The sequence below is a fragment of the Zymomonas mobilis subsp. pomaceae ATCC 29192 genome, from assembly GCF_000218875.1.
Classification (GTDB): Bacteria; Pseudomonadota; Alphaproteobacteria; order Sphingomonadales; family Sphingomonadaceae; genus Zymomonas; species Zymomonas pomaceae.
On the sequence record NC_015709.1, the window covers coordinates 1,509,599 to 1,533,953 of the forward strand.

The following is a 24,355-nucleotide window of genomic DNA, read 5'->3' on the forward strand; positions in this document are numbered from 1 at the left end:
GAAAAGACATGAAGTTATTTTCAGTCCGCGGTGGAATTCATCCCAGCTACCGGAAACAAGCGACCACCGGCAAAAAGATGGAAGTGTTACCGGTTGTTCCTTTTTACTTTCTACCCTTGCGTCAGCATTCAGGGGCCCCAGCCGAGCCGATAGTGAATGTTGGTGATCATGTGGGGAAAGGCCAATTATTGGCAGAAGGGGCAGGTCGGATTTCAGCGCCAGTCCATGCGCCGACCTCAGGGATTATCCGAGCGATTCAAGAGATGACGGCTCCGCATCCTTCGGGATTAGCGGGTCAGACGATTGTGTTGGAATCCGATGGGAAGGATGAATGGGCGTCCTTACCAGAGGCTTTTTCAGATCCTTTTTCGATTGATCCGGGTGTTATTCGGGATCGTGTGGCTTGGGCGGGCATTGTGGGTTTAGGGGGAGCGGCCTTTCCCGCTGCGGTGAAGCTTGAACAAAGCAGTCGTAAACCGATCAAGATGGTCGTGTTAAACGGCGCCGAATGTGAACCCTATTTGACGGGTGATGATCGGATCATGCAGGAACATGCGGATGAGGTTATTTCAGGTGGCCGCCTGATAGCCCATTCAGTGGGTGCCCCCAAAGTTATCATCGGGATTGAGCGCAATAAGCCTGAAGCGATTGCGATCATGAAGAAAGCGGCTTTGGCTTATGACAATGTCGAGATTGCGGATTTACCGGCACAATATCCGGTGGGTTCGGCGCGTCATTTGGTTCAGGCCTTAACGGGTTTAGAGATTTCAGCACGCACGCGTATCGCCGATGTTGGGGTGTTGGTACATAACGTTGGGACAGCGCGGGCTGTTTGGCGTGCGGCCCATTATGGTGAGCCGCTGATCACGCGCACGGTGACGGTTTCAGGGGGTGGGATAAACGATCCTAAAACCTTGGAAGTGGCGCTTGGCACACCGGTTCGCGCCTTGATCGATTATTGTGATGGGATGAATAACAAAGCGGAGCAGGTGGTAACCGGTGGGCCGTTAATGGGGGTAGGTTTACCTAATATTGATGTGCCCGTGATCAAGGGGACGGCTGGTATTTTAGCCTTGACGCCTCAGGAAATGGACCATCGTCCGGCCGCTGCCTGTCTACGTTGTGGTCGTTGTGTGGATGTTTGCCCTTGTGGTCTCAGTCCGGTCGAGATGGCCAGTCTGATTCGACGCGACAAGCTGGAAGAGACAGAAAAGCTTCAGGTGATGGATTGTTTCTCCTGTGGTTCTTGCTCTTATGTTTGTCCGTCTCATCTGCCTTTGGTGCAATATTTTAATTATGCCAAAGGCGAGATTTGGAACAAGCGCAGTGAAGAAAGAAAAATAAGCCGTATCAAAGCTTTGGCAGAAGCCAAAGAAGCGCGATTAGCCGCAGTTGCCGAACAGCGAAAGCAAGCAGCAGCCCGCGCCAAAGCAGCGAAAGCGGCAGCTACTAAGGAAGAGAAGGCGGTTCAATGAGTGCCAGTATAGCCATCAGTGGGCCATTTACCCATGCTGATAACAGTGTTCAGCGTACCATGCTTTTGGTTATGTTGGCTCTTCTACCAGCCACCTTATTCGATATTTGGTTATTTGGCTGGCCTGCATTATTTTTGTTTGTATTAACGATTGCTTTTTGCCTTTTAGTGGAAGCGCTGTGTTTAAAGCTGGGGCATCGTCCGGTTATGCCAGCGCTTTGTGATGGGTCAGCGATTTTAAGCGGTTGGCTTATTGCATTAAGTTTGCCGCCTTGGGCGCCTTGGTGGATTGCCTTATTAGGGGCTGTTTTTGCAATGGCCTTAGCCAAGCAGATTTTTGGCGGCTTGGGTCAGAATTTGTTTAATCCGGCGATGGTAGCCCGTGTGGCGCTGTTGATTTCCTTTCCGGTGCAGATGACCCAGTTTGCAGCGCCGCATCCTTTGTTTACAGCGCATGCCCCTGACTTTCTGACTGGTTTGCGGATTACTTTAGGCTGTGAGGGTAACCTTGATTCCTTAAGTGCAGCCTCGGCCTTGGGGCATATCAAAACCGAATTAACGCGCGGTATCCCAGTAACGAGCACAGTAAAAAGTCTTCCTAGTTTAAAAGACATGATCTTGGGCATCAAGCCGGGTTCAATGGGGGAAACCTCGGCATTGTTCATTCTTTTAGGGGGCTTATTTCTGTTATGGCGCCGGATTATCACGTGGCATATTCCGGTGGCGATGTTGGTCACGCTTTTTGGTCTGGGATGGATATTTTCTTCGATCAATCCGAACCGTTTCGCTTCAGGCGTGATTGAGTTGTTATCCGGGGCCTCGATGCTGGGCGCTTTCTTTATTGCGACCGATTATGTGACATCGCCCGTTTCCAAAAAGGGACAGCTGGTTTTTGGTTTCGGGGTCGGGTTTTTGACCTGGGTTATCCGCAGCTTTGCCGGTTACCCGGAAGGGGTCGCTTTTGCCGTGTTGTTGATGAATGCGACCACGCCGATCATAGATCATTATTGCCGCCCACGCGTGTTCGGTCGTACGCGCCAAGGACAGCCGGTGGCTTTTGGGGATGCTAAATGACCGAACAAAAGGACGAAGCTGAAGAGCGTAAAGAGGCCGTTGAACAAGATGCCTTGTTTCGGGCTGATGAAGCGATGCATGCCGATGATAAAGCCGAAAAGGAAAAACCCTTTTTCATTCATGGCTTTGTTTTAGCAGTTTTCTGTTTAGGTTTTGGGGCGTTGTTGGCGCTTACCTATCATCTGACGGTCAAGACGATTGCCGAGCGGGGCGTTGAAGATCAGCAGGCCTCTTTGTCGCAGGTTATTCCTGACTCCATTCATGACAATGATATTTCGGCCAACCCGATCCACGTTAAGGATGCTGACGGTCGGGATGTTGAAGTATTCCGCGCTCTAAAAGAGGGGCATGTGACAGGCGTTGCCTATGAGATTTTAGGCAGTGGCTATAGTGGTGAAATCCGGCTGATGATGGGGGTGGATGATCAGGGTAAGATTTTGGGTGTCAGAACCCTTGCCCACAAAGAAACCCCGGGTCTTGGCGATAAAATCGAAGCCACGAAATCCGATTGGATTCTTCGCTTTACCGGTCTTTCTAGCAGCAATCCGCCTGCTGAAAAATGGAAGGTCAAAAAGGACGGAGGTCAATTTGACCAGTTCTCGGGCGCTACCATTACACCTCGCGGTGTGGTAGCGGCGATCCACCGGGGTTTGCAGTTCTTTGCGACTAATAAAAATCGTCTGTTGGAGAATCCTGATGTCAAATGATTATCTCCGCATTGCCAAAGACGGGCTTTGGGATAACAATGGTATCCTAAGCATGTTGCTCGGGCTTTGTCCCACGATGGCGGTGACTACCAGTGCCACTAATGCTTTAGGTATGGGGCTTGCGACCGCTGTTGTTATGGCCGCATCTAATATTCTGGTCTCTTTATTTCGGCATAACATCACGTATGAAGTGCGCGTGCCGGTTTATATTCTGATCGTCGCTGCGATGGTGACCTTGGTCGATATGGTGATGAACGCCTATATGCATCCGATGTATAAGGTGCTTGGCCTGTTTATTCCCTTGATCGTGTCCAACTGTTTGCCGCTGGCCCATTTGGAAGCCTTTGCGGGTAAAAAACCCCCAATAGCTTCTTTGGTCGATGGTCTTTTTGCCGGACTGGGTTTTACGCTGGCGCTGACCGTCATCGGCGGTGTGCGGGAAATAATAGGATCGGGTACCTTGTTTTCTAATGCCGCCTTATTGCTGGGACCAAGCTTCAGTTTCCTTGAATGGCATGTCTTGCCTTCTGATTGCCACATCTTGATGATGGTTCTTCCTCCGGGGGGCTTCCTTATCACAGGGTTAGTCTTGGTCGGTAAAAGAATGATCGACGTGGCTCAAGGTAAAGAAATTGCCATGTCCGGTGCCCATGGGGTTTAAAGGTAAAAACCATGAAAATATCTGTTGTCTATGCCAAACCCGAACGCCAGCTCTGGCTGGAATGTGAGGTCAAAGACGGCGCTACCGTCAAAGAAGGTATCGAGGCTTCCGGTATCTTGGCCCGTTCCCCCGATATTGACCTTAATACCCAAAAGGTCGGCGTCTTTGGTAAGGCTATAAAACTTGATGCCCCCCTTGAAGAAGGTATGCGCATCGAAATCTATCGTCAGGTCACTATCAACCTTAAATCTGTCCCTAGACGAAAAAAAGCCTCTGCCGAATAAATCTCTTCTTTGTTTCAGCTTGTCTCAGGTTGCTTTTATTTTTGAAGAATAACACCCTGAGACAGCGGTTATTTCAATATGATTTATTCTAAGTTGTATTTTCTGACCTTGTTTTAAATTGAGCTGTTGGGTTGCTAAGTCTGACACATAGGCTTTGAATAATACTTCGTGGTTTGCTTTTCCTAAACGCAAAGTGATAAGATTGTTATGGAGAGTGGCTGCGTTTATGGCTACAATATAGGCATTAGGGGTATTGAGCAGTGAACCGCTTTCTGTTCCAACAGGCGCAACGCTAATATCTTTTGCATCTATCCATAATCGGTATGCCTTACCTGTCACAATTGAAGGAACAGCTACTTTTAATTGTCCACCTGCCACTTCAAAAAGGGCTATCCCATAGGCGGAATCATAGGCAATACAGTGGGCTTTTATCACCGAATAAGCCTCTTGTTGTGCGGCTTTTGTATCTAATTTCCCTTTATGTAAAAAAATTTGCCGGTCTGATAAACGGCGTATTTCAAGGTGATCATGGCTGACATAGAGAATAGGTAGCGCCAGTTGATCGCGTAACTGTTCGAGAAAAGGCATGATTTTCTCTCTTGCTTCTTGATCCAATGCAGAGAGGGGTTCATCCATCAATAATAAGCGCGGTTGAGAAAGTAACGCTCGCCCAATAGCGACACGCTGTTTTTCTCCCCCTGAGAGCGCTTGTACCGATCGTTTTAATAACGGAATCAGCCCTAAAAGTTCAGTAACCTCTTCAAATAACAAACCAGAAGAAGGCCTCCGCCCTCCAGTGGCATAGAGCAAATTGCCTATTACATCACGATTAGGGAATAATCGGCTATCCTGAAAAACATATCCGATAGGACGTTGATAAACCGGTAAAAAATGGGTTTTATCCTGCCATATAACACCATCAACCGAACAATAACCTTCTTGAAAATGATGCAATCCTGCAATAGCCCTCAACAGGGTGGTTTTACCACATCCAGACGGACCAGAAAGTGCCGTTACTCCGCGTGCTGACACCGTAAAAGCGACATCTAAATTGAAACTGCCCAATTTTCCCCGAAAGGCAACGTCAATTTTTTTGTCAGTTATAGGGTTAATCACCAAGCATCTCTTATCTTATTGCATGACCGAAATAGCGATCAATTAGATTAACGGCGAGGATAACGATAAAAGCGAACAAGACCATGCCACCTGCCAGAATATTGGCTTCATGCCAATGGGAGGCTTCTACGGCATCATAAATAGCTATCGATAATACTTGTGTTTGACCCGGAATATCGCCCCCGATCATTAAAATAACACCGAATTCTCCCACAGTATGCGCAAAGCCCAAAACGGCACCTGTTATTAATCCTGGGCGAGCTAAGGGAATAGCTACAGTCAAAAAAGCTTTAAATGGTGATGCGCGTAAAGTTGCCGCCGCTTCCATGGGGGCTGTTCCAATGGTTTCAAAGGCGTTGCGAACAGGCTGGACAACAAAAGGGAGCGTATAGATAATAGATCCTAATAAAAGACCACTAAAAGAAAAGGCGAGGGTACGCGCTCCCCATAATTGCGCTAACCAGCCTCCAGGCCCATTTGGTCCTAAAAACAGTAGTAAATAAAAACCGAGTACCGTAGGCGGTAAAACTAAAGGCAAAGCGACAAGCGTATTGATAATTTCGCGCCACCATTTTTTTGTTCGGGCTAACCACCACGCAAGAGGTGTCCCGAATAATAATAAAATGAAGGTTGTAGAAAAGGCTAGTTCAAGAGTTAGCCGAATAGTCGGCCAGAGATCGGAAGTCTCCATCCTGTTTTCTTTTTATTCGGTTTAAAAATGGTAACCATAATGGCTGATGATAGAGCGGCTTTCATCACTTTTTAAAAATGCCATAAAAGCTCGTGCTGCTGCATTATTCTGAGATTTATTTAATAACACAGCATCTTGCCGAATGGGGGTATAAAATTTTTCAGGTACTCGCCATTGCGAACCTTCAGAAACGCCCTTCATCTGAGAAAGAGAGACAAAGCCTAGCTCGGCATTTCCGCTGGAAACGAACTGCCATACTTGGATAATATTAGTTCCAACTACAAATTTAGGCCGTAATTTTTCTAATAAATGTAGATTCTGCAAGGTTTCAATAGCTGCACGGCCATAAGGCGCGACATCTGGATTACAAACGGCAAGGCGCGTGAAGGCCTGTTTCTCTAAGGTTTCAACCGTTGCCGGAAAATTTTTGTCACGGCTCCATAATACGAGTTGTCCGATGGCATAGGTAAATCGACTATCTGAAACAGCTAAGCCTTCTTGCACTAATTTTTCAGGTCGGCCATTGTCCGCCGATAAAAATATATCAAAAGGTGCCCCTTGTTTTATCTGGGCATAGAGCTGTCCTGTGGAGCCAGAACTGAGACGAATCGTATTCCCCGTTTTATGCGTAAAAGCTGTTATTAATTCTTTTGCAGTATCGCTAAAATTAGCAGCAACGGCTATACGTAATTCGGCTGCATTTGCAGGCATTACAAATAATGATACACTGATTATATTAATAATAATTTTAAAAATATTCATTTTTTTATTTTTAAAAAATATTTTTATCCATCCTGACATTTTTTAATTCCAAAAAAAATAGTGTCAACAAAATAGCATCCTAGAGTTTTAATGATTGTAATTGAAACTATTATTTAGAATAATTTTACATATAATGCAAAAAGTCCAATAGGATATATCAAGAAAGGAACTAAAATGTTGAAACTTAGTGCGCGCAACCAGATAAAAGGTAAAATTGTTAAAATTGCTAAGGGGGCTACAACCTCCCATGTAACTTTAGATGTTAACGGTACTACACTTATGGCTGCTATTACTAATGAAGGTGTAGAAGATCTGAAGCTTACGGAAGGCAAATCAGCGATTGCTGTTATCAAGGCCTCTGATATCATGGTTGGTATCGACGAATAATAATATTCTGCTTGCCGGTCTTACAACAGGCCGGCAGGTATCTTTGATCTCTTTAAAAATTAAAGACTGCCCGTTTGTAATCCTATCTTCCTGATAAATAGGCTTATTTCGAGTAGGAATCATTTTATCAACAGGGGATAAGATGTTGAAATTAAGCGCACGCAATCAATTCAAAGGTAAGATTTTTAAAGTTATTAAAGGAAAGACAACCTCGCATGTTATCCTTAATCTTAATGGACTTCCTGTAATGGCGGCGATCCCCAATGAAGAGGCAGAAGAACTTCAGCTACTTGAAGGCAAAGCGGCCATCGCGCTTATAAAAGCCTCAGATATTATTATTGGCGTTGAGGAATAAAATTTTTAAATACTCAATGATTAAGGCATTACTAAATAGTCACTTAAGGTCGCTAAAGTTGATAGCGTCAGTGTTTCCCTGCCGTTGCTAGTTGTAACAGGGCACATAGAGATAGAAAATTGATATTGGGGGTTGGACTGGTAGCCTTGGACATTATTCAGCCCCTCTATATAGGGGCGGTTTGACCTTATTCGTTAGCCTATATTCTTTCTTTTCAAAGTATCACAAAGCTAAGCTACTCGATTCCCTGTGATCATCATCTTTCCATTTAGATAGGGCCCTTCAAACTATTATTTGGGTATCTGACATAGGAGGCGCGCTCTTGACAGCAGGCAGGCTAAGAACAGAGATAAACCGCTTGAGAGCACGAAAATATTTATTAGAAGGCCGCAATCCTCTGGTTGACTGGCTAAGAGATATTACGCTCGTCATAGAGATTGAAGCGGAAGAGGGACTCATTTGCTATAATTGATATTTCTAATATCCATTACTCGCCCCTCTTCCGTGAGATAGAAAGTGAGTATTTACGGCTCTACATTATCAAGGAAAGAGACCGAAGGGACAAAAAACAAACAGCCCGTTATTGGACGACTGAAATCAAGTAAGCGGTCATAATTTCCTTTCGGTTTACCTACGAACATGTTTTCCAGCATTTCTTCCGTTACCGAGGGCGAGCGAGCGTAGCCGATAAAATAAGTACCAAATTCACCTTTACCAATTTCGCCAAAAGGCATGTTATCGCGTAGAATACTAACCTCTTTTCCATCGCGAGTAACGATATTTAAGATATTATGGGCATAATCCGGCTTGTTCTCATCGTCGAGTTCAACATTCGATAATTTTTTTCGACCGATAATTTTTTCTTGAGTTTCAATTGGAAGCTTATTCCAACCCTCAACATCATGGAGATATTTTTGAACGATGACATAACTGCTATTTTTGAAATCTGGATCTTCAGAATCAATCAGCACGGCTTCACAAGCGGCTTCATTCTCCGGATTTTCAGTGCCATCAACAAAACCGATTAGATCGCGGTCATCAAAATATTTAAAACCATGGACTTCGTCAACAACAGTCGCAACAGGACGAAGACGCTCCATAATAAGTGTAGCCATTTCAAAGCACATATCCATGCGGGTCGCTCGGATATGAAAAAGCAGATCACCTGAGGTTGAAACAGCGTGATGAACGCCTTTAATTTCTTTGAAAGGATGTAATTCTTTTGGACGAGGGCCAGAAAAGAGACGATCCCATGCTGCCGAGCCAATGCCTAAAATACAAGAAAGTTGTCCATCGGGATCACGAAATCCGACGGTGCGGCGCAAAGCCGAGAGATCAGCACAAAAAGCCCGAATGTTTTTTTCGATTTCAGCGCCTTGATGGATATTAAGCACTAGAAAAATGGCCGCAGGTGTCAGAGGTGTTACAACGGACTGAGGAATTGGATCAGACAAAATAGTGGCGCTCCAAATTAATAAATTATAGTTTAACCGAGCCTAAAGAAGCATATTTGGAAATATAAATTAAGAAAAATTCAAAATTTAGATTGTTTATAAAATATTATAATTGATAGCTTTAGCAGGCATTAGAGTGAATAATATTCGATAAAAAATCTGTCTCTTTTTATGGGCTTCAAGATTATAATAGTTTCTTCCAAAAGATATTCTCTATAAAAATTGTCATTATGACAGAAGAAAATTCTGCATATGTCGAGAAAAAACGAGGTCATGTTTGAAATTTTTCTTTTCTTTTTCACTCTATTTTGACCTCGCTCTTAATCAGAGAAAATAGGCCAACCGCGATAAGATGTAAGAGATACGTTCTTTACTAGATGATATGATGAGACCACGTCGCTAAATTTTATACCGAAAGCTATAAGGATCAAAAAAGGTCGCAGATTTAAAAATCTGAGGTAGTTACGGAATTCTAATAAAGCACTAGAAGTTTCAGTCTTTGTTACCCTCACAATACAGGCCCATAAATCGGTCAACTCTAACAGGGGCAACGAATATCATGCAGCGCATAGTCTGCTTCATGCGGAGTTAGAAAGGCGTCCCTGACACTTATTCACCTTCCTATAGAAAATTTTGTAACAATAGACCGTATAAGCCAACAGCAAAGGCTACAGACTTTTTTTGTATGCGTCTGTGACCGAATATTCCAAGAAATCAAGGATGATAGCATGATGATAATCGGGATATAAATCGCTGGCAAAATGACGGAATGGGCAGTCTGAAAGGCATCTAAAATGCGCCACCAATCAAATTTATTTTACTATAAGCCGTGATTTATTCGGGTTTAAGATGTACTTGGACATCACAAGGTTTAGCTGAATAAGGGGCTGATGTTACAATAATATCAGCGCCAGCTTCCATATAAGCCGTTATATTGTTAGGATTAATGCCACCCGCCGCCGCTAAAATTGGTGCTTGTTCAAAGAATTGAAGTTCTGTTCGTAATTCGGCTATTTGCTGTGGTGAAAATTTTTCTAATTGTAAAACATCAGGAGAAAATTTTGCAGCAGATATGGCTTGCTCTATCGTATCAACTTCAATGGTAATTTTTCTTTCAGGGACTGTCTGACGCAGTTTCTCTATCGCTTGATCTGTTTTCCCTTGGATAAAAGCGAGATGCTCGGGAAAAACAAGCACAGTTTCAGAAAGATTTATGCGATGCATAACGCCGCCACCCGCTAAGACGGCCCGGATAGCTAAGGATCGGGTTAAAGGGGCCGCTTTACGGGTACAGGCGACAACTGCTGTAGGTCGAATTCTTTTAGCGCGTGTCACCATGCTATGCGTAGTGGTAGCAATGCCAGCACACCATTCCATGAGCGTCTGGGCTGATTTCCATCCCAAATGAAGCATACTGGCGGAGCCTGTTGCTTCAATTAAAAGCGTTCCAGAGGGGGCGGGGCTACCAGAAGGTAATATATACCGGATACTAGCACCTAATCGTTCCAAAATGGCGACCGCTTCTTCTGTTCCACTCGCAATTTGATCATCACGCGCTGTAAAAGTAATATGAGCCGGTACCGCGCCAATGCCTAAAGCCCGTGTTGTCAAATCACCAAGGGCAGCATCTTCAGCCAATAACGCATCTATCAAACCATTTGAAATCGGCAATAAAACAGTAGCCAAATGAGAGGGGCTGGGCATAGCCGTTTCCTCCTTAGATATTTGTAACAAGCAGAATAGTTATTAGTTATAACTTCAAACTTACAAAAGGGATTTTATTACAAAAATAATAAATGAATGTTTTGTTGTAATAATATCTGAGAAAAATAGAAAATTTTAAGGTTCAAAATGATATGCCCTTAAATTTTTTTTTGCCTCCTCACTCATTAAATAGAAAGCGAACTGGAAGGCCGCCGCTCTTTGATTCGGGTCTTTTGATTTTAAAAGAACGCTACTGCCATAAACAATAGGGGCCGCCAGCGTATCAGGAATTCTTGTCTTGGTAAAACGCGGATCTGTTGTCTTATTGTGAGCGCTACAATAGCCAATAAAAACATCGATTTTTTGGCTGGCCAGAAAATACTCAACAGGATTCCATCCCAGTGGGACAGATGGGCTGAATTTACCCCCAACAATAGGTCGGGCTTTTTTTTGTAATATGTCTTGAGACGAAGTATTGCTCTCTCCGATTTTTGCAAAAAACGCCATAGCGTAATCTCCACCCGGATCGTTCCCTGGTGTTGATGTGCCAATTTTGACAGAAGGCCTTAATAAAACATCCACCATATTATCAGCGGTAAGATCAAAGCCCGCACGAGTAGTAAGGCAAAGTGTATTATGCGTAAAAATGACGGGTGGTGCTGCTATCTTCTCATCTGAAAGTTGTTGCGGATAGCGCATATTGGCTGAAAGATAGACATCGACAGCTTCATTTTTTTTGATGCGGGAGAATAGTAAACCGGCAGGTCCAAAAGAGGTCTCTATTTTTATACCTGTCTTGCTTGAAAATTGCTGGGCAATGTCTGTCAAAGCCCCCCTGAGACTACCTGCTGCCCATACTTGAAGTGTCGGCATAGGTTGAGAAAAGGCTGTAATATCCTGTTGTGGAGCAGGTGTGACTGGAGCTGCATTTGCACGCACCGTAAATGCACATCCAATGAGCGTTATCGCTATAAGGGAAAGCGTCGGCTTCATAAATCAACCTGCATCGAAGCCCGCACTGAACGCGGTGCGCCTAAGGTTCCAGTACCGCTACCTGTGCTATTGTAACCATTTTGGCTACTCGGTGTGATATTAGCCCAATAATGTGCATCAGTTATATTATTGACATTAAGACGCCATGTCATATGGGTACCTCTAACCTCTCTTGAATAGCGGATGCCTAGATTAGCTACTGTATAACCCGCGACATAATCCGTATTGCTATAGTTACCGGGTTTTCGATTGGCATAATTAATATCGGCTGTCAGAGTGACTGATGGCATAATTGGTAGATGATATTCTAACAGTGCATTAAAAACGACAGGGGATAGCCCCAAAACTTTTTTATCATTTGTCAGTGCCGAACCGGTGTTGTGTACTTCTGGATCTAATAAGGCAATGCCGCCGTAAACTGTTAAATATCGTGTGATCGATCCATCAGCCATAATTTCGACACCACGATTTCTTTGATTACCATGCAGTGCATAATAGCCATCGGCTCCAATATAAGCATAGGGACGGCGGATCTGATAAAGCGCCGCTCTCAAATTAATCCTATTTAAATTGATTTTATAACCTATTTCCCATTGAGTTGATCGGTAAGGCGACAAGCTTTCCCCAGCATTACGTGTTCCTGTTGGCGCATTATCCCCTTGCTGCAAACTATTAGAATAGGTGAAATAAGCTGTCATATTTTGTTTGGGTTTATAGAGTAAACTAGCGATAGGGCTTATTCCACTGGCATTATAATGCCCTGTCACGCCACCAGACTTATTGTAATTAGTCGTACTAATCCAACTTTGACTAGCAACGGCTTGAATAGCCCATTGGGGGGTAAACTCGATCTTGTCACCAAACGTAATAGATTGCTGTGTCGTATGAACGGAGCGATATCTATTGGTAAAGCTAGGAAATGTTGGCTCAGAAAAAATCTGTGGGTGATTAATAGAGGCTGTGCCCAGGGTTACGGGGCCCTTTTGATAGGGCGTATAGCGATCCCAGAAAAAACCTGAGGTCCCCAGTAGAATGGAATGGGCTACGCTACCAGTATGTAAGGAACCATTTAAGGTAACATTTTCACTTAGAATAGTATCAAGACTATAAGTAGTTATGGCTGCGGTACTTTTATAATCTCCCTCGTTGTTAATAAGGGTATTATTGATTGCTGTTGAAGCGCGGTCATTTCTTTCCCGTAGAATGCTGGCTTTTAAATGCCAATTTGCGTTAAAATCATGGCGTAAACTACCACTTACAATAAAGGTTTTGTTGTTATCACCTGCATAAGACTGACCATATCCTACTGTTTTAGGATTAGGCGCGGTTGGAAAATTTACATTCGAAGCTAAAGCAAAGGTGCCGGGCAGTCCCATATCAACATAATGATAGCCACTAATATTCGTCTCAAGGACGGTATCCGGTGAAAAATGTACATCGAAAGCAAGACTTGCCAACTGGCGTTTTAGCTGACTATTTTTAATATAGTATTTTCCATCCTGTTCCAGAAGGTTAAGGCGATAGCCAAATTTTTTCTCTGGATCAAAAAAACCTCCGACATCAATATGTCCGGACCACGTATTTTTAGATAAATATTGAACATTAATTTGGCGGAGATTTTTTTCAGTAGGACGTTTTAATACATAATTAAAAGTACCAGCCGGACTGGTCGGACCATAAAGCGCCCCTGAAGGACCATTTAAAACTTCGATTTGCTCAAATTGTTCAGTTGGATAATCGGTAGTTGCAGCAATATTTAACCCGTCAATAAATGTATTTTGAACAACCCCAGCTTGCATACCGCGCGTTTGTGGTCGGATATTTTCCCCTTGGATAGAGGGTATAAGACGAAACACTTCACGGACACTTATCAGCTGCTGATTTTTTGATAAAGCAACAGGTACGGCATCAACAGAATAAGGCGTATCAAGGACAGAGGTTTTTCCAAAGGGCGTAAGGTTGATTTTGTTAACGCGGTAAGGTGAAAGTGTGACCAACAGATCTTTTTCTGTATTTTCTTCTGCATAAGCCATTTGAGAGGAGAATAGAGTGAGCGTCGCAAAACTTAAGACGACTAGATTTCTCTTTTTATTGAATACTTTAAGATAATATTTAGAATATTTTGAGTCGATAGTATAATTTTGAATCTTATCAGATATTCTTGTTTTTATTGTGTAGGCTGAATGTTTTATCATTATCATTTGTCAACCCTGTGTTTCTATTCACAAGGGTATTAAATTTTTTAATTTTATTAGTCAATTATTTTTTGTAATTTAATAACATTTTTTATAAAAAACATATTATATTATATATTTTTCATATTAAAATACTGGAAAATCAGTTAGATATACGATTAAAATGATTACTTAAAATTAATATGAAAAGACTTATAAATACAAAAGAGGCTTGTGGTTAAAACAAGCCTCTTTTTTTATTACTTGCGTTACTGCTTTTCTGGAGGGAGTTTTAAAGAAGATAAACTAACCATGGGTAAAGTAGCAGGTTTGACAGCATTTTTGTGGACCTGAAACACTCTTTCTTCCATCGGTGAAGATTTTGTAAAATCAGTGTAAGCTTGAGTCAGATGGCGTTTATAAAGGGTCCGCTGTTCGTCATCATTTAATGTTTTTTCACTCTCTTGGCTATCTTCAAGGTAAGTGTGCATCCGTCGTAGAATATGGAGGCGGGCAACGTTAAGAATTTTAGAATCATAGGGGACTTCAAGCGTGTTGAAAAACTCTTCAGCAGAAGAAAGTCCACGTAGGGTATCAACAAAAGACATACTATCTCCTTGAGAGGATTATGGTGCAGCCGGAAGAAAGATAACACAGAATCAAAAGCCTTTATAAAACAGCAAAGAGCTATCTAAAGAATGCTGTTCAATTCTGACTTTCTGGTGTTAACGGAATAACCTGTTGTTGTATCAACCTAGTATAAAGATCGGCTACCTCTTCTAGTTTAACGGTTCTTTTGTTCTGGATTGCTCGAGAACGAACCTCTGCGAGTAAAGCTTCCGTAATTTTTTCCTCACTCTTGATGCCTAATAGCTCAAGCGCATGGCGCATAGCCGCACGACCGGAATGTTTACCCAAGACGATTTCTCTATTTCGGCCAAATTGGGTAGGATCAAGCGCTTCATAAGTAGAAGGGTCACGCAATAAACCAGAAACGTGAATACCCGATTCATGGCGAAAGACAGAATCGCCTACAATTGCTTTATCAGCAGGAATAGCCCTTCCTGCAGCCTGTGCAACACAATGCGCTAATGATCCCAGATGTTCGGTTCGAACACCCGTTTTTTTATCTAGAAAACGACAGGCGGCGACAACTATTTGTTCAAGCGCCGCATTCCCAGCGCGTTCCCCTAAGCCTAAAACGGTAACACTGACCCCTGTTGCACCGCCTTTGATCGCGGCTAGGCTATTGGCGGTTGCTAACCCCATGTCATCATGGCCATGGAATTCTATATCCAGCATCGTATTTTCACGTAATTTTTTGATGATTTCATAGGTTGTGAAGGGATCAAGGACACCAAGCGTATCCGCAAAGCGTAAACGGAAAGCGCCTGCTTCTGTAATGACGCCTAGAAGATCAATCAGAAAAGGTAGTTCTGCCCGACTAGAATCTTCTGCACCAACAGAGACATTAACACCTTTATCCCGAGCATAACCAATAACATCTCTTGTCATGGACAAGAGTGCTTCTGGTGATAAATCAGGAAATTTAGCGGCCATTTGTTGGGGGGAAGAGGAGACCGAGAGATGAACGGTTTCAACACCTGTTTGTAGGGCTAAATCTACATCATGACGGGTCATTCGGCACCAAGGAATAATACGCGCATGCGATACCTGCTGTCGAATTTTTATGATGGCGTCTCTTTCCGCTGCCCCCATAGCCGGAATACCGGCTTCAATTTCGTCAATACCCGCTTCATCCAAGGCTTTCGCAATGGCTAGTTTTTCAGACAAGGTAAAGGCTACACCCGGAGCCTGTTCGCCGTCACGTAATGTGGTATCATTAATGATTAAACGTCTATCATTATTAGGGGACATGACGACTGTTCTCTATCTGATGCGTTTTGACGATCTTGTAATTATTGATTATACTATGGGATAGTATATGTTACAAGATTGCGCTATAAATCATCGTTGTTTTTTAAAATTATTAATAATAGCCGGCATGACGCTCAAAACATAATCGACATCTTCTTCTGTATTATCACGCGAAAAGGAAAAACGAATAGCGCCATGGGCAAACATATAAGGGACTTTCATCGCGCGAAGGACGTGTGAAGGCTCCATTGAACCTGAAGCGCAGGCTGATCCTGAAGAAGCAGCGATACCGGCCTTATTTAAAAAAGTTAAAATGGCTTCCCCCTCAATATGCTCGAAGGCAATATTGAGGGTATTGGATAGGCGATTTTCTTTATCGCCGATGACCATACTGTTACTGATAGAGTGTAACAACCCTTGTTCCAATCTATCGCGTAATGGCTGAATATAGGCATTTTCTGCCGATAAATGAGCAGCAGTTAGTTGGGCCGTTACCCCTAAACCAACAATCGCAGGCATATTTTCAGTACCCCCTCGACGGCCACGTTCTTGATGGCCGCCCCTGATAAGAGGCTGTATCTTTATTCCTTTACGCACATAAAGAGCGCCGATGCCTTTTGGACCATGAAGTTTATGACCAGACAGCGAAAGCATATCTATATCAGAATTTTTTAGATCAATGGCTATCTTTCCAACGGCTTGCACGGCATCGGTATGGAATAAAGCCCCTGCTTCACGGGCTATTTTACTCAGCTGGGCAATGGGGAAAATAACACCTGTTTCATTATTTGCCCACATAAAGGAAACGAGAGCCGTGCGTGGGCTTAATGCTGCCCGATAAGCTTCTATATCAAGGTGGCCATTAGCTTTTACCGGAATATAATGGACTTTTATTCCGCGATTTTTTTTCAACCATGCACATAAACTTAATATAGCCGGATGCTCGACCGCGCTGGTGATGATTTCATCCCGGTCAGGTTGCATCGCTAAAGCGGAAAGAATAGCGGTATTATCAGATTCAGTCCCCCCGCTTGTATAGATAATTTCTTGCTCGAAGGCGGCACCCAGCAAATTTTGAAGATGCTGTCGAGCCGACCTTAAAGCTGTTTTGGCTTCTGTTCCAAAATGATGAAGGGAAGACGGATTTCCGAAATTTTCTGTGAAGAAAGGCAGCATGGCTGCTACAACTTCAGGATCAACGCGTGTAGTAGCATTATTATCGAGATAGACTGATCTCATGCCTCTTCCACCTCTCTTCTTCTATTTCGGGGATAGAGTGGTTGAACTATCCTTATATCTGGCTTTAAGATCTTAGTGACCCGGCGGAACCGGAATAACCCGTAAGGGAACACCAACCTGCTCTATCAATTTTTTTTGAATGCCGTGAACTGTAAGGGTGGCCAACTGACATTGTACGCAATTACCGGTCATTCTGACGATAACTTTATTTTCTTCAATACAAACGAGTTCACAATCCCCGCCATCTTTTTTGAGGGTTGGACGTAACTCTTCAAGAGCGTTTTCAATAGCCTGTTTGTGCTGCTGTAAAGGCATTATGGAAGCCCTTTTCGTTGATTTGGCCCTGATCTTTACTATAGGGCGAGGAAGGGATCGGCTGTTTTTTAACAGCCCCTCAGTCGCTAACAGGTCTCTGCCTTATAAAGGCAAAGTGCTTCGTTCTTATTTTAGTTGAAAGATTTCCCACAGGAACATTTTGAACCTGCATTCGGATTGTCAAAAGTAAACCCTGACTCTTCAAGGCTTGTCACAAAATCAATCTTGGTCCCCTTAAGAAGGGGAATGCTATTTTCTTCGACAAAAACCTTAAAGCCATTCTCTTCAACAACCGCATCCCCTGCTTCCGGTTCAATCGCAAGAGCCATCATGTATTTAAGACCTGCACAACCACCCGTTTCAACCATGATACGGATACCTTGTACAGAATCAGGGGCTTCTACCAGCGAAGAACGGATAGCATTAGAGGCAGTTTCGGTCAGATTGATCATCGCAGTTTCCTGTCGTTGAGTAGTCTCTCAACTCAAGATTCAAGCAAAGATCATGCCATATTTTTTAAAAGCTATTCTCTTTAGAGTTTTTTTAAGCGGGAATGGCTAAAATGTTAGATTGTCATCTTTAAGCCAGAAAATTTTGTCGACTTTATAACAAGAAGACAAAATATTTTTCTCAAAACTCGTTTCTATTTTTTGTAGATGCATAAAATAAGCTTATTTATGAGAAAGAAGGCTTTTCCCTTCTTCATCACCAAAGCAGAGATCTGTATCTTCACATTCACTGCAAATCGGGGATGGGCATAAGCCATAGCCTTCATCGCGACAAATTATACGGAAAAGGAATTTTTTCCATTTCATATCGGCCCCGTTTCGGTTGGCCAAAGGTTCAAAATAGCGTTCCATTAACCAGCCAAGCTCGCGACGATTACGCAGACCCAAATCCTGCCATAGATGGTGGGGCGCCATAGAACGACGCGCTATCATGCCCGCTAAAAGATATTCTGTCCGAGAATCGTTAGTTGTATTGCGGCATAATAAATCACGCAGATAACGTTCATCATCGTCACATTCTGGGGCTTTATCTGCTTTATATTTTTCAAATAAAGGCAAGGCATGAGGAAAATAATTCTCAATGACACTGAGCATTAATTCACCACTAATGCCGAGAGTTTCAGAAAGAGAACAATCGCGTTTTTCGGCCTCTTCCATACTGAGTGCAATAATAGAGGCCAGCACATGACTCTCGAACCGATCACAGATACCCGTTTCGGCTTGTGACATTAATTGTTCATAGATATTCATATGCTTTCCCCGTCTTATTCTTACAATGACTGTATAGGACGCGCTTAAGCGGCACCGTGTGTTTGGCTTTTGGTCGGACAAACACGGGCACAAGCACTACACCCGATACAGGCACCGCCATCAAGAACTGTCATAACACTTTTGACGATATCACCATCATCATCATCTTCAGGATCAATCAAGGTACCTTCTTCATCGACGCCATAAAGCCCTAAAACATTATGACCACAAACTTTATAACACCGTCCACAGCCGATACAAAGTTCAGGGCTAATAGACAAAAGATATTGCGGCTTCCATTCACGGCCGTCGCGCGTGTGAACGCTCATGTATTCTTCCTTAAAATTTAGGGTAAATAATATTCCTGAGGGCGGTAAGGAGGGGTATCCTCAAAGAATACCCCCAATCTTTTAAGCCTGAGCAACCTCGGGAAACTGTTCCATAATCGCAATGGCATTATCCACTGCGCGGCAACCTTCACAATTGAGGGCTGCTAAATCATCAAAACCAAAACGATGCACATCGCGTAGCGTTTTTGACAAAACCACCAATCGGCCAACAATCAAAAATACTCTTCCAAAACCTTCATGACTTAATTTCATGATCGGAGAAGCCATAAAACCCGTTTTTTCTTCTATTGCAAGGCCAACAGCCTGATAGAAATAATTAACACGATCAACAGTTTCAGGATCCGGATCACCGATAATCGGAATGGCGCGTCGTTCTTCTTTGGTTATAATATATTCGGACAGGAGCTTTTCATCTTTCTTATTCTCCCATGCGCCAAACATATCTTCTGCCCGTATCCGGCCAACAAGCATCCGCATAAACGGCGTATTTAGATCATCCTTAACCGGATTTCCTTCAGCGCTATTCGTCGTCATCGTCAAGAAAATCCATAGAACGTTGAGGAGATGCCATACCCATTGCTTTTCTCAGCCAAGGGGGAGGGTTACCTTTCATCATAGTTTGTACGCGTTCTATGATGGAGGGAATGCTTTCCGCTGCTGGCAGTTTAATAGGATGAATACCCGCACTAACGACCTTGGCAGCGGCTGGGCCGCCGATAGCCAAAATAAACAGTAAATTGCATCCCGCTAGTGCCTCTACTTTCGGGCCAATTTTATCTTCACCCTCAGTTTTATGGCTACCAGACTGATCAGAAGTACTGTTAAAACCTAATGCTTCTACAAAACGTGCATCATCGACAGTAACATCCCAGACTGCAAAACGACTGGCGCCACCAAAATGGGCATTCAAAGATTGCATATCCTGTGTTGCAATAGCTATCCGCAAGGTCGGCACTACCTCAGCAGTCACGGCAGACCCCTCGGGTGCATCAGAATCAATCAATTGCAGACGACGTTCAGGCATAAAGGTTCTCCTCTATTGGGGAATCAGGTTGTCCTTCAACAAAATCAGCCGGTTTTGGAGTATGCGTCTGATCTAAAAACAGATTAGCAACACGGAAAATCAAATCCTGTGTGCCTTGGTATCCCAGTGTAAGCCTTCGAGCATTTCCTATCCGATCAAAAATAGGGAAACCTACCCGAAATAAGGGGATGCCTAACCGTTTCGATGCCTGCCGACCATGGCTGTGCGTGATCAGCATATCGGCGCCTACTTCTTGTACCGCATCCTCAAAATCGGTCAGATCGCCTACAATAACTTTTTCTGTAGGAAGATCTTTCAGATGAGGGGAATTCGGCGTGGAAGAAACCGCAACAGAAACTTGAGCACCCATACTATTAAAGAAACGCGATAAGCTTACCAATAGATCAGGGTCAGCAGCGATAGCTACCTTCTTGCCACCAAAATAGAAATGGCCATCTAACATCGCATCAACTAACTGACTACGCTGACGACGATAGCGTACAGGAATCGATTTACCCGAAAGACGGGCTAATAAAGCCATCAATTGATCGGATGCTGTAAGACCCGTTAAATCAGGAAATAAAGTGGTGGGAACACCCGTCAGACTTTCCAATAAGTCTGCTGGCTTCCGCATATGCTCACCAATGGCAATTGTATGAACGGCACGGGCCATATTGGCCACTTCTTCCATACGGGTGCCACCCATTGTGGTAGACATCCAATTCTCAGGAACATGACCATCTAAAGAACCGGAAATATCAGGTAGAATAACCGGATATAGTCCAAAGCTTTCGATTATATCCCTTAAAGCTTCAATATCGGCAGCTGTTTGATGAATACCGGGTAAAACATTGATTTGCTGGAAAGAGGTAACGTCTGTCGTCCAAGGAATAACGACATCATCAATAATAGCTGATACGGCATTAGCCCAACCATCTTCCAGCGCCCCAGAATAATCAGGGGTCGCGGCAAAAGTGATTTGACGGCTAGCAAGATCGGGATTGCGCGCCCGTATATCTTTTAAAGCGCCGATATAATCTTCACCGCGGGTTTCCACCAAGGCGGTAGAAGCCACCCCAATAAAACGCGGATTTACCCTCGCTGTAAGATTAAGCAAGGCTTCTTCCAGATTAGAGTGGCCACCAAGAATAGTGGACACTTCATTCATCGCCGTTGTTTGCAGCGGAATAGCTTCTTTAAAATGTCGAACCGCTAAAACTACAGCAAATGAGGTACAGCCTTGAGACCCATGGAATAAAGGGATGGCCTGGTCGATCCCTAAAAAAGCAAGCGCTGCACCAAGAGGTTGAGAAGACTTTAACGGATTGATTGAGGCTGCGCGTTTACTTTCAATAACAATACTCATCCAGCCCTCCCATTGAAGAGATTATAATCATCAGAAAGGCTATCCATTTCTGGTGCTTCCCAGCCTTCTTCCCAAGGGGCTGGTTGACGGATTTCTTGCCAGACAGGATTAGATAGGGCACAGTCTAGATCGCGGATTAAGGCTAAAATACCTTCATAACCTGCATAAGCCTGATGGCGTTCCTGATTAATATCAATCCAAGGCACCTTTGCTTTTAACGCGATAAACTGAGTACGACCGCCCGAAAGCATAATATCTGCGTCACCCCGTTTAAGACGCTCATAAATTTCACGAGGTGGAATCTTTTCTATCATATGAGCATCACTGCCCATCAATTCTTTAATTTTCTGCTTATCGTTATCAGTGGATTTCCGTACGGAAGTCCCTACGATCTCAATACCCATTTGCTGCAATGCAGAAACGATCGACCATGATTTAACGCCGCCCGTATAAAGAAAGACGCGTTTACCCGTCAAACGTTGACGATAGGGTTCCAATCTTTCCCATATCCGCTTTTCTTCCGCTTGGATTAGGGCTTCTGTGCGGTCTATTAAATCAGCAGCAGCGCCTCGTTGCACCAAAAGCTGGGCAATGCGGCGAAGGGAATTAGAGGTCTCTTCTATGCCATAGAAAGAACCTTCGAAATAAGGAATGTCCCAGCGTTCTTCCATTTTGCGGGCAAGATTAATCAACGCAGCCGAACAGACCATCATATTCACACGTGAACGATGGGCAGAGGCAACATCACGATAGCGAGAGTCCCCTGTAATACAGGTATGAACCCGAATACCTAATTTATCAAAAAGGGGTTTTATCTGCCATAATTCGCCGGATAGATTATATTCACCGATAATATTAATATCGGTAGGCGTGCTTATTTCAGGTTCCATCGTCCCGATCACGTGATCGAGAAGGGCTTCTCCTGCTAGCTTATTGCCTAAATTCTTTGTGCCAATAAAACCCGGCGCATTAACCGGAATGCAAGGAATACCAAATTTATTAGACGCATGTTTACAAACGGCGTCGACATCATCCCCGATCAAAGCAGGAACGCAGGTTACATAAACAAAAATAGCAGGTGGATTATAACGTTCAATAACGTTGCGAATAGCTTTATAGAGCTGTTTTTCACCCGTACCCATGATGATAGTCATCTGGGTCATATCGGTTGTTACACCGTTTCTATAGAGGGTAGGGCCGGAACTCGCCGCCTGGCGATTATCCCAGCCATTCCCTTCACAAGCTAGCGGACCATGAACGATATGAATAGCATCTGTGATCGGTTGTAAAACAATTTTAGAACCGTCAAAGGCGCATCCGCCAGCTGTTGCCCCGGGGGTTAGAGGTTTGGAACAGCCTTTACGTCGCTCTTTCGCGCCTTTGGCTACATTCTTGTCGCAGCCAGGTTCATTAAACAGATCGACAACTTTCGTCTTTAACGTGTTATCCATCGTTTGCTCCTGAAAAAGCTAACCCCCAGTAGGAACGGACAGTGGCCTATTCTGTCCGTCCATCTATTTTAACGCGTCAGTTCATAAGAATAGCCAGCTTCTTCAGAAGCAAGTGAATTCTTATCAAGTTGATCAAAGACCTTATCAAGTAAGGCAACCAGTACGCGTAAACCGCCCTGATAGCCCCATACTGGGAAGCGATGATGATGATGGCGATCAAAGATCGGGAAGGTTAAACGAACAAGCGGTGTGTCCGTGTCACGTTCCAGATACTTACCATAAGAGTTACCGATCAACAGATCAACTTTTTCGGTCGCCAGCAAGGAACGCATGTGCCAGAGATCTTTACCGCCCCATGCCTTGCAGTCTTTACCAAAAGCAGAACTGTCGAACAGAGCTTGCATCTGCTTTTCCCATGCCTTGGTGCCATTCGTGGCAAGGCAATGGCGAGGTTCACCACCCGTTTCCAAGACGAAACGAGCCATGCTGTAAACAAAGTCAGGATCGCCATAGATTGCATAGCTTTTACCATGCAGATGGGCTTGGCTATCCGTTAACGCATCAACTAACCGGCCGCGCTCTTTTTCTAATTCTGCTGGGATAGATTTACCCGTCAGTTCAGAAATTTTCATCAGCAGCTCATCCGTGGCAGAAACGCCCAGCGGATAATGGAAAGAAGCGGTTTCCTGACCAAAAGTTTGAGCATATTCCAGCGTCTTTGGCGTGCAGTATTCCTGCATCGAAATAGTCGCTTTAGCATTAACAGCATCACGAACCTGATCAAGGGTCGTGCCACCATCATACATACGGAATTCACCGTCAGAAGGCGTATCGAACTGGTCAGATACATCAGACAAAATGGTGTAGTTGACACCCATCAGGTCAAGAATACGCTTCAGTTCGCGGTTATTACCAACAGCATATCCGTCAAAACCCGGAATGATGTTGATAGAATCGTTAGGCTTACGTTCTGCACCCTTCCAGAAGTTTTCCAGAATGCCTTTCATCATGTTGTCATAGCCCGTTACATGGCTACCAACAAAGGCTGGAGTGTGCGCATAAGGAACATTAAAGTCGGCTGGAATAGAGCCTTTGTCCTTGGCCGTGTTAATGAAGGACTGAAGATCGTCCCCGATAACTTCCGCCATACAAGTGGTGGAAACGGCAATCATCTTTGGATCATAAAGGCTGTAGGCATTGGCCAGACCATCGACCATATTGTTGAGACCACCGAAAACGGCGGCATCTTCAGTCATGGAAGAGGAAACAGCTGAAGCCGGTTCTTTAAAATGACGTGCCAAATGGGAACGATAGTAAGCAACGCATCCCTGAGAGCCATGGACAAAGCTAAGGGTACCTTCAAAACCGGCGGCAGCAAACACAGCACCAAGCGGCTGGCAGGCTTTAGTCGGATTGATAGTCAGTGCTTCACGAGCAAAATTCTTCTCGCGATATTCCCAGCTTTTTGTCCAGTCAGCAACGGCGCTAACTTTTTCAGCCTCAGGCATGTTTTCAAGCTTGCCTTTGGTGGCCAGCATCTCCTTGTATTCCGGCTCAAGGAATAGGGATGCGTAATCAAGAGTTTTATCAACAGACTGAGGCATTCTCGAATCCTCTTTTCTCAGGGGCCGACAGGG

General features: G+C 44.0%; 26 protein-coding genes. 7 read left to right on the forward strand and 19 right to left on the reverse strand.

What is annotated here, in order from left to right:
- Positions 1 to 8 precede the first annotated feature (8 nt).
- From rsxC to ZYMOP_RS06685, 5 genes are read left to right on the forward strand one after another with little or no spacing between them, the layout of a single operon-like run.
- On the forward strand, positions 9 to 1,475 hold the full coding sequence (gene rsxC / locus ZYMOP_RS06665) for an electron transport complex subunit RsxC (protein WP_013934570.1): 1,467 nt from the start codon (positions 9 to 11) through the stop codon (positions 1,473 to 1,475).
- Positions 1,472 to 2,548, forward strand: a complete 1,077-nt coding sequence (locus tag ZYMOP_RS06670) for an RnfABCDGE type electron transport complex subunit D (protein WP_013934571.1) — start codon at positions 1,472 to 1,474, stop codon at positions 2,546 to 2,548. The genes rsxC and ZYMOP_RS06670 overlap by 4 nt, the downstream gene beginning before the upstream one ends.
- The gene (gene rsxG / locus ZYMOP_RS06675) at positions 2,545 to 3,255 is read left to right on the forward strand and encodes an electron transport complex subunit RsxG (RefSeq protein WP_013934572.1); all 711 of its coding nucleotides are present in this window, start codon (positions 2,545 to 2,547) and stop codon (positions 3,253 to 3,255) included. The genes ZYMOP_RS06670 and rsxG overlap by 4 nt, the downstream gene beginning before the upstream one ends.
- Positions 3,245 to 3,916, forward strand: a complete 672-nt coding sequence (locus ZYMOP_RS06680) for an electron transport complex subunit E (RefSeq protein WP_013934573.1) — start codon at positions 3,245 to 3,247, stop codon at positions 3,914 to 3,916. The genes rsxG and ZYMOP_RS06680 overlap by 11 nt, the downstream gene beginning before the upstream one ends.
- A gap of 11 nt (positions 3,917 to 3,927) precedes the next feature.
- Complete coding sequence (locus tag ZYMOP_RS06685) at positions 3,928 to 4,200, forward strand: RnfH family protein (RefSeq protein WP_013934574.1); 273 nt, start codon at positions 3,928 to 3,930, stop codon at positions 4,198 to 4,200.
- Between the two features lie 24 nt (positions 4,201 to 4,224).
- Here ZYMOP_RS06685 and modC read toward each other — a convergent pair whose 3' ends face one another.
- Genes modC through modA (ZYMOP_RS06700) form a run of 3 tightly spaced genes read right to left on the reverse strand, consistent with a single transcriptional unit; the run spans position 4,225 to position 6,718 of the window.
- The gene (gene modC / locus ZYMOP_RS06690) at positions 4,225 to 5,316 is read right to left on the reverse strand and encodes a molybdenum ABC transporter ATP-binding protein (RefSeq protein ID WP_013934575.1); all 1,092 of its coding nucleotides are present in this window, start codon (positions 5,314 to 5,316) and stop codon (positions 4,225 to 4,227) included.
- Between the two features lie 10 nt (positions 5,317 to 5,326).
- The gene (gene modB, locus ZYMOP_RS06695; RefSeq protein WP_013934576.1) at positions 5,327 to 6,007 is read right to left on the reverse strand and encodes a molybdate ABC transporter permease subunit; all 681 of its coding nucleotides are present in this window, start codon (positions 6,005 to 6,007) and stop codon (positions 5,327 to 5,329) included.
- Between the two features lie 21 nt (positions 6,008 to 6,028).
- A complete protein-coding gene (gene modA, locus ZYMOP_RS06700) occupies positions 6,029 to 6,718 on the reverse strand; it encodes a molybdate ABC transporter substrate-binding protein (protein WP_202943967.1) in 690 nt (229 codons plus the stop codon).
- A 225-nt stretch (positions 6,719 to 6,943) separates the two neighbouring features.
- Here modA (ZYMOP_RS06700) and ZYMOP_RS06705 point away from each other — a divergent pair, with 225 nt between their 5' ends.
- Both ZYMOP_RS06705 and ZYMOP_RS06710 read left to right on the forward strand, forming a co-directional pair.
- A complete protein-coding gene (locus tag ZYMOP_RS06705; RefSeq protein ID WP_013934578.1) occupies positions 6,944 to 7,156 on the forward strand; it encodes a TOBE domain-containing protein in 213 nt (70 codons plus the stop codon).
- A gap of 142 nt (positions 7,157 to 7,298) precedes the next feature.
- On the forward strand, positions 7,299 to 7,511 hold the full coding sequence (locus ZYMOP_RS06710; protein ID WP_013934579.1) for a TOBE domain-containing protein: 213 nt from the start codon (positions 7,299 to 7,301) through the stop codon (positions 7,509 to 7,511).
- A gap of 524 nt (positions 7,512 to 8,035) precedes the next feature.
- On the opposite strand, the gene ZYMOP_RS06715 is transcribed toward ZYMOP_RS06710, so the two are convergent.
- The 16 genes from ZYMOP_RS06715 to nifK all read right to left on the reverse strand — a co-directional run bounded on the left by ZYMOP_RS06715 (position 8,036) and on the right by nifK (position 24,322).
- On the reverse strand, positions 8,036 to 8,965 hold the full coding sequence (locus ZYMOP_RS06715; protein ID WP_013934580.1) for a Dyp-type peroxidase: 930 nt from the start codon (positions 8,963 to 8,965) through the stop codon (positions 8,036 to 8,038).
- Positions 8,966 to 9,799: 834 nt separating this feature from the next.
- On the reverse strand, positions 9,800 to 10,669 hold the full coding sequence (gene modD / locus ZYMOP_RS06720; RefSeq protein WP_013934581.1) for a ModD protein: 870 nt from the start codon (positions 10,667 to 10,669) through the stop codon (positions 9,800 to 9,802).
- A gap of 135 nt (positions 10,670 to 10,804) precedes the next feature.
- A complete protein-coding gene (modA, locus tag ZYMOP_RS06725) occupies positions 10,805 to 11,662 on the reverse strand; it encodes a molybdate ABC transporter substrate-binding protein (protein ID WP_013934582.1) in 858 nt (285 codons plus the stop codon).
- The gene (locus ZYMOP_RS06730) at positions 11,659 to 13,857 is read right to left on the reverse strand and encodes a TonB-dependent receptor (RefSeq protein WP_202943968.1); all 2,199 of its coding nucleotides are present in this window, start codon (positions 13,855 to 13,857) and stop codon (positions 11,659 to 11,661) included. The genes modA (ZYMOP_RS06725) and ZYMOP_RS06730 overlap by 4 nt, the downstream gene beginning before the upstream one ends.
- Positions 13,858 to 14,105: 248 nt before the next feature.
- On the reverse strand, positions 14,106 to 14,444 hold the full coding sequence (gene nifW, locus ZYMOP_RS06735) for a nitrogenase stabilizing/protective protein NifW (protein WP_013934584.1): 339 nt from the start codon (positions 14,442 to 14,444) through the stop codon (positions 14,106 to 14,108).
- 97 nt (positions 14,445 to 14,541) lie between these two features.
- A complete protein-coding gene (nifV, locus tag ZYMOP_RS06740; protein ID WP_013934585.1) occupies positions 14,542 to 15,714 on the reverse strand; it encodes a homocitrate synthase in 1,173 nt (390 codons plus the stop codon).
- Positions 15,715 to 15,804: 90 nt separating this feature from the next.
- Positions 15,805 to 16,953, reverse strand: a complete 1,149-nt coding sequence (nifS, locus tag ZYMOP_RS06745) for a cysteine desulfurase NifS (RefSeq protein WP_013934586.1) — start codon at positions 16,951 to 16,953, stop codon at positions 15,805 to 15,807.
- A 72-nt stretch (positions 16,954 to 17,025) separates the two neighbouring features.
- A complete protein-coding gene (locus ZYMOP_RS06750) occupies positions 17,026 to 17,268 on the reverse strand; it encodes a NifU family protein (RefSeq protein WP_013934587.1) in 243 nt (80 codons plus the stop codon).
- 131 nt (positions 17,269 to 17,399) lie between these two features.
- A complete protein-coding gene (locus ZYMOP_RS06755; RefSeq protein ID WP_013934588.1) occupies positions 17,400 to 17,720 on the reverse strand; it encodes a HesB/IscA family protein in 321 nt (106 codons plus the stop codon).
- 219 nt (positions 17,721 to 17,939) lie between these two features.
- A complete protein-coding gene (locus ZYMOP_RS06760; RefSeq protein ID WP_013934589.1) occupies positions 17,940 to 18,527 on the reverse strand; it encodes a nitrogen fixation protein NifQ in 588 nt (195 codons plus the stop codon).
- 44 nt (positions 18,528 to 18,571) lie between these two features.
- Positions 18,572 to 18,856: a ferredoxin III, nif-specific gene (gene fdxB, locus ZYMOP_RS06765; protein ID WP_013934590.1), complete on the reverse strand. Its 285-nt coding sequence runs from the start codon at positions 18,854 to 18,856 to the stop codon at positions 18,572 to 18,574.
- Between the two features lie 81 nt (positions 18,857 to 18,937).
- Positions 18,938 to 19,411 carry a NifX-associated nitrogen fixation protein gene (locus tag ZYMOP_RS06770; protein WP_013934591.1) on the reverse strand — a complete coding sequence of 158 codons (474 nt, stop codon included), beginning with the start codon at positions 19,409 to 19,411 and terminating at the stop codon, positions 18,938 to 18,940.
- Positions 19,398 to 19,901, reverse strand: coding sequence for a nitrogen fixation protein NifX (gene nifX, locus ZYMOP_RS06775; protein ID WP_013934592.1), 504 nt, complete (start codon positions 19,899 to 19,901; stop codon positions 19,398 to 19,400). The genes ZYMOP_RS06770 and nifX overlap by 14 nt, the downstream gene beginning before the upstream one ends.
- Complete coding sequence (nifN, locus tag ZYMOP_RS06780) at positions 19,894 to 21,267, reverse strand: nitrogenase iron-molybdenum cofactor biosynthesis protein NifN (RefSeq protein WP_013934593.1); 1,374 nt, start codon at positions 21,265 to 21,267, stop codon at positions 19,894 to 19,896. The genes nifX and nifN overlap by 8 nt, the downstream gene beginning before the upstream one ends.
- Positions 21,264 to 22,718 carry a nitrogenase iron-molybdenum cofactor biosynthesis protein NifE gene (gene nifE / locus ZYMOP_RS06785; RefSeq protein WP_013934594.1) on the reverse strand — a complete coding sequence of 485 codons (1,455 nt, stop codon included), beginning with the start codon at positions 22,716 to 22,718 and terminating at the stop codon, positions 21,264 to 21,266. The genes nifN and nifE overlap by 4 nt, the downstream gene beginning before the upstream one ends.
- A 68-nt stretch (positions 22,719 to 22,786) precedes the next feature.
- Positions 22,787 to 24,322: a nitrogenase molybdenum-iron protein subunit beta gene (gene nifK, locus ZYMOP_RS06790; protein WP_013934595.1), complete on the reverse strand. Its 1,536-nt coding sequence runs from the start codon at positions 24,320 to 24,322 to the stop codon at positions 22,787 to 22,789.
- Between the last annotated feature and the right edge of the window lie 33 nt (positions 24,323 to 24,355).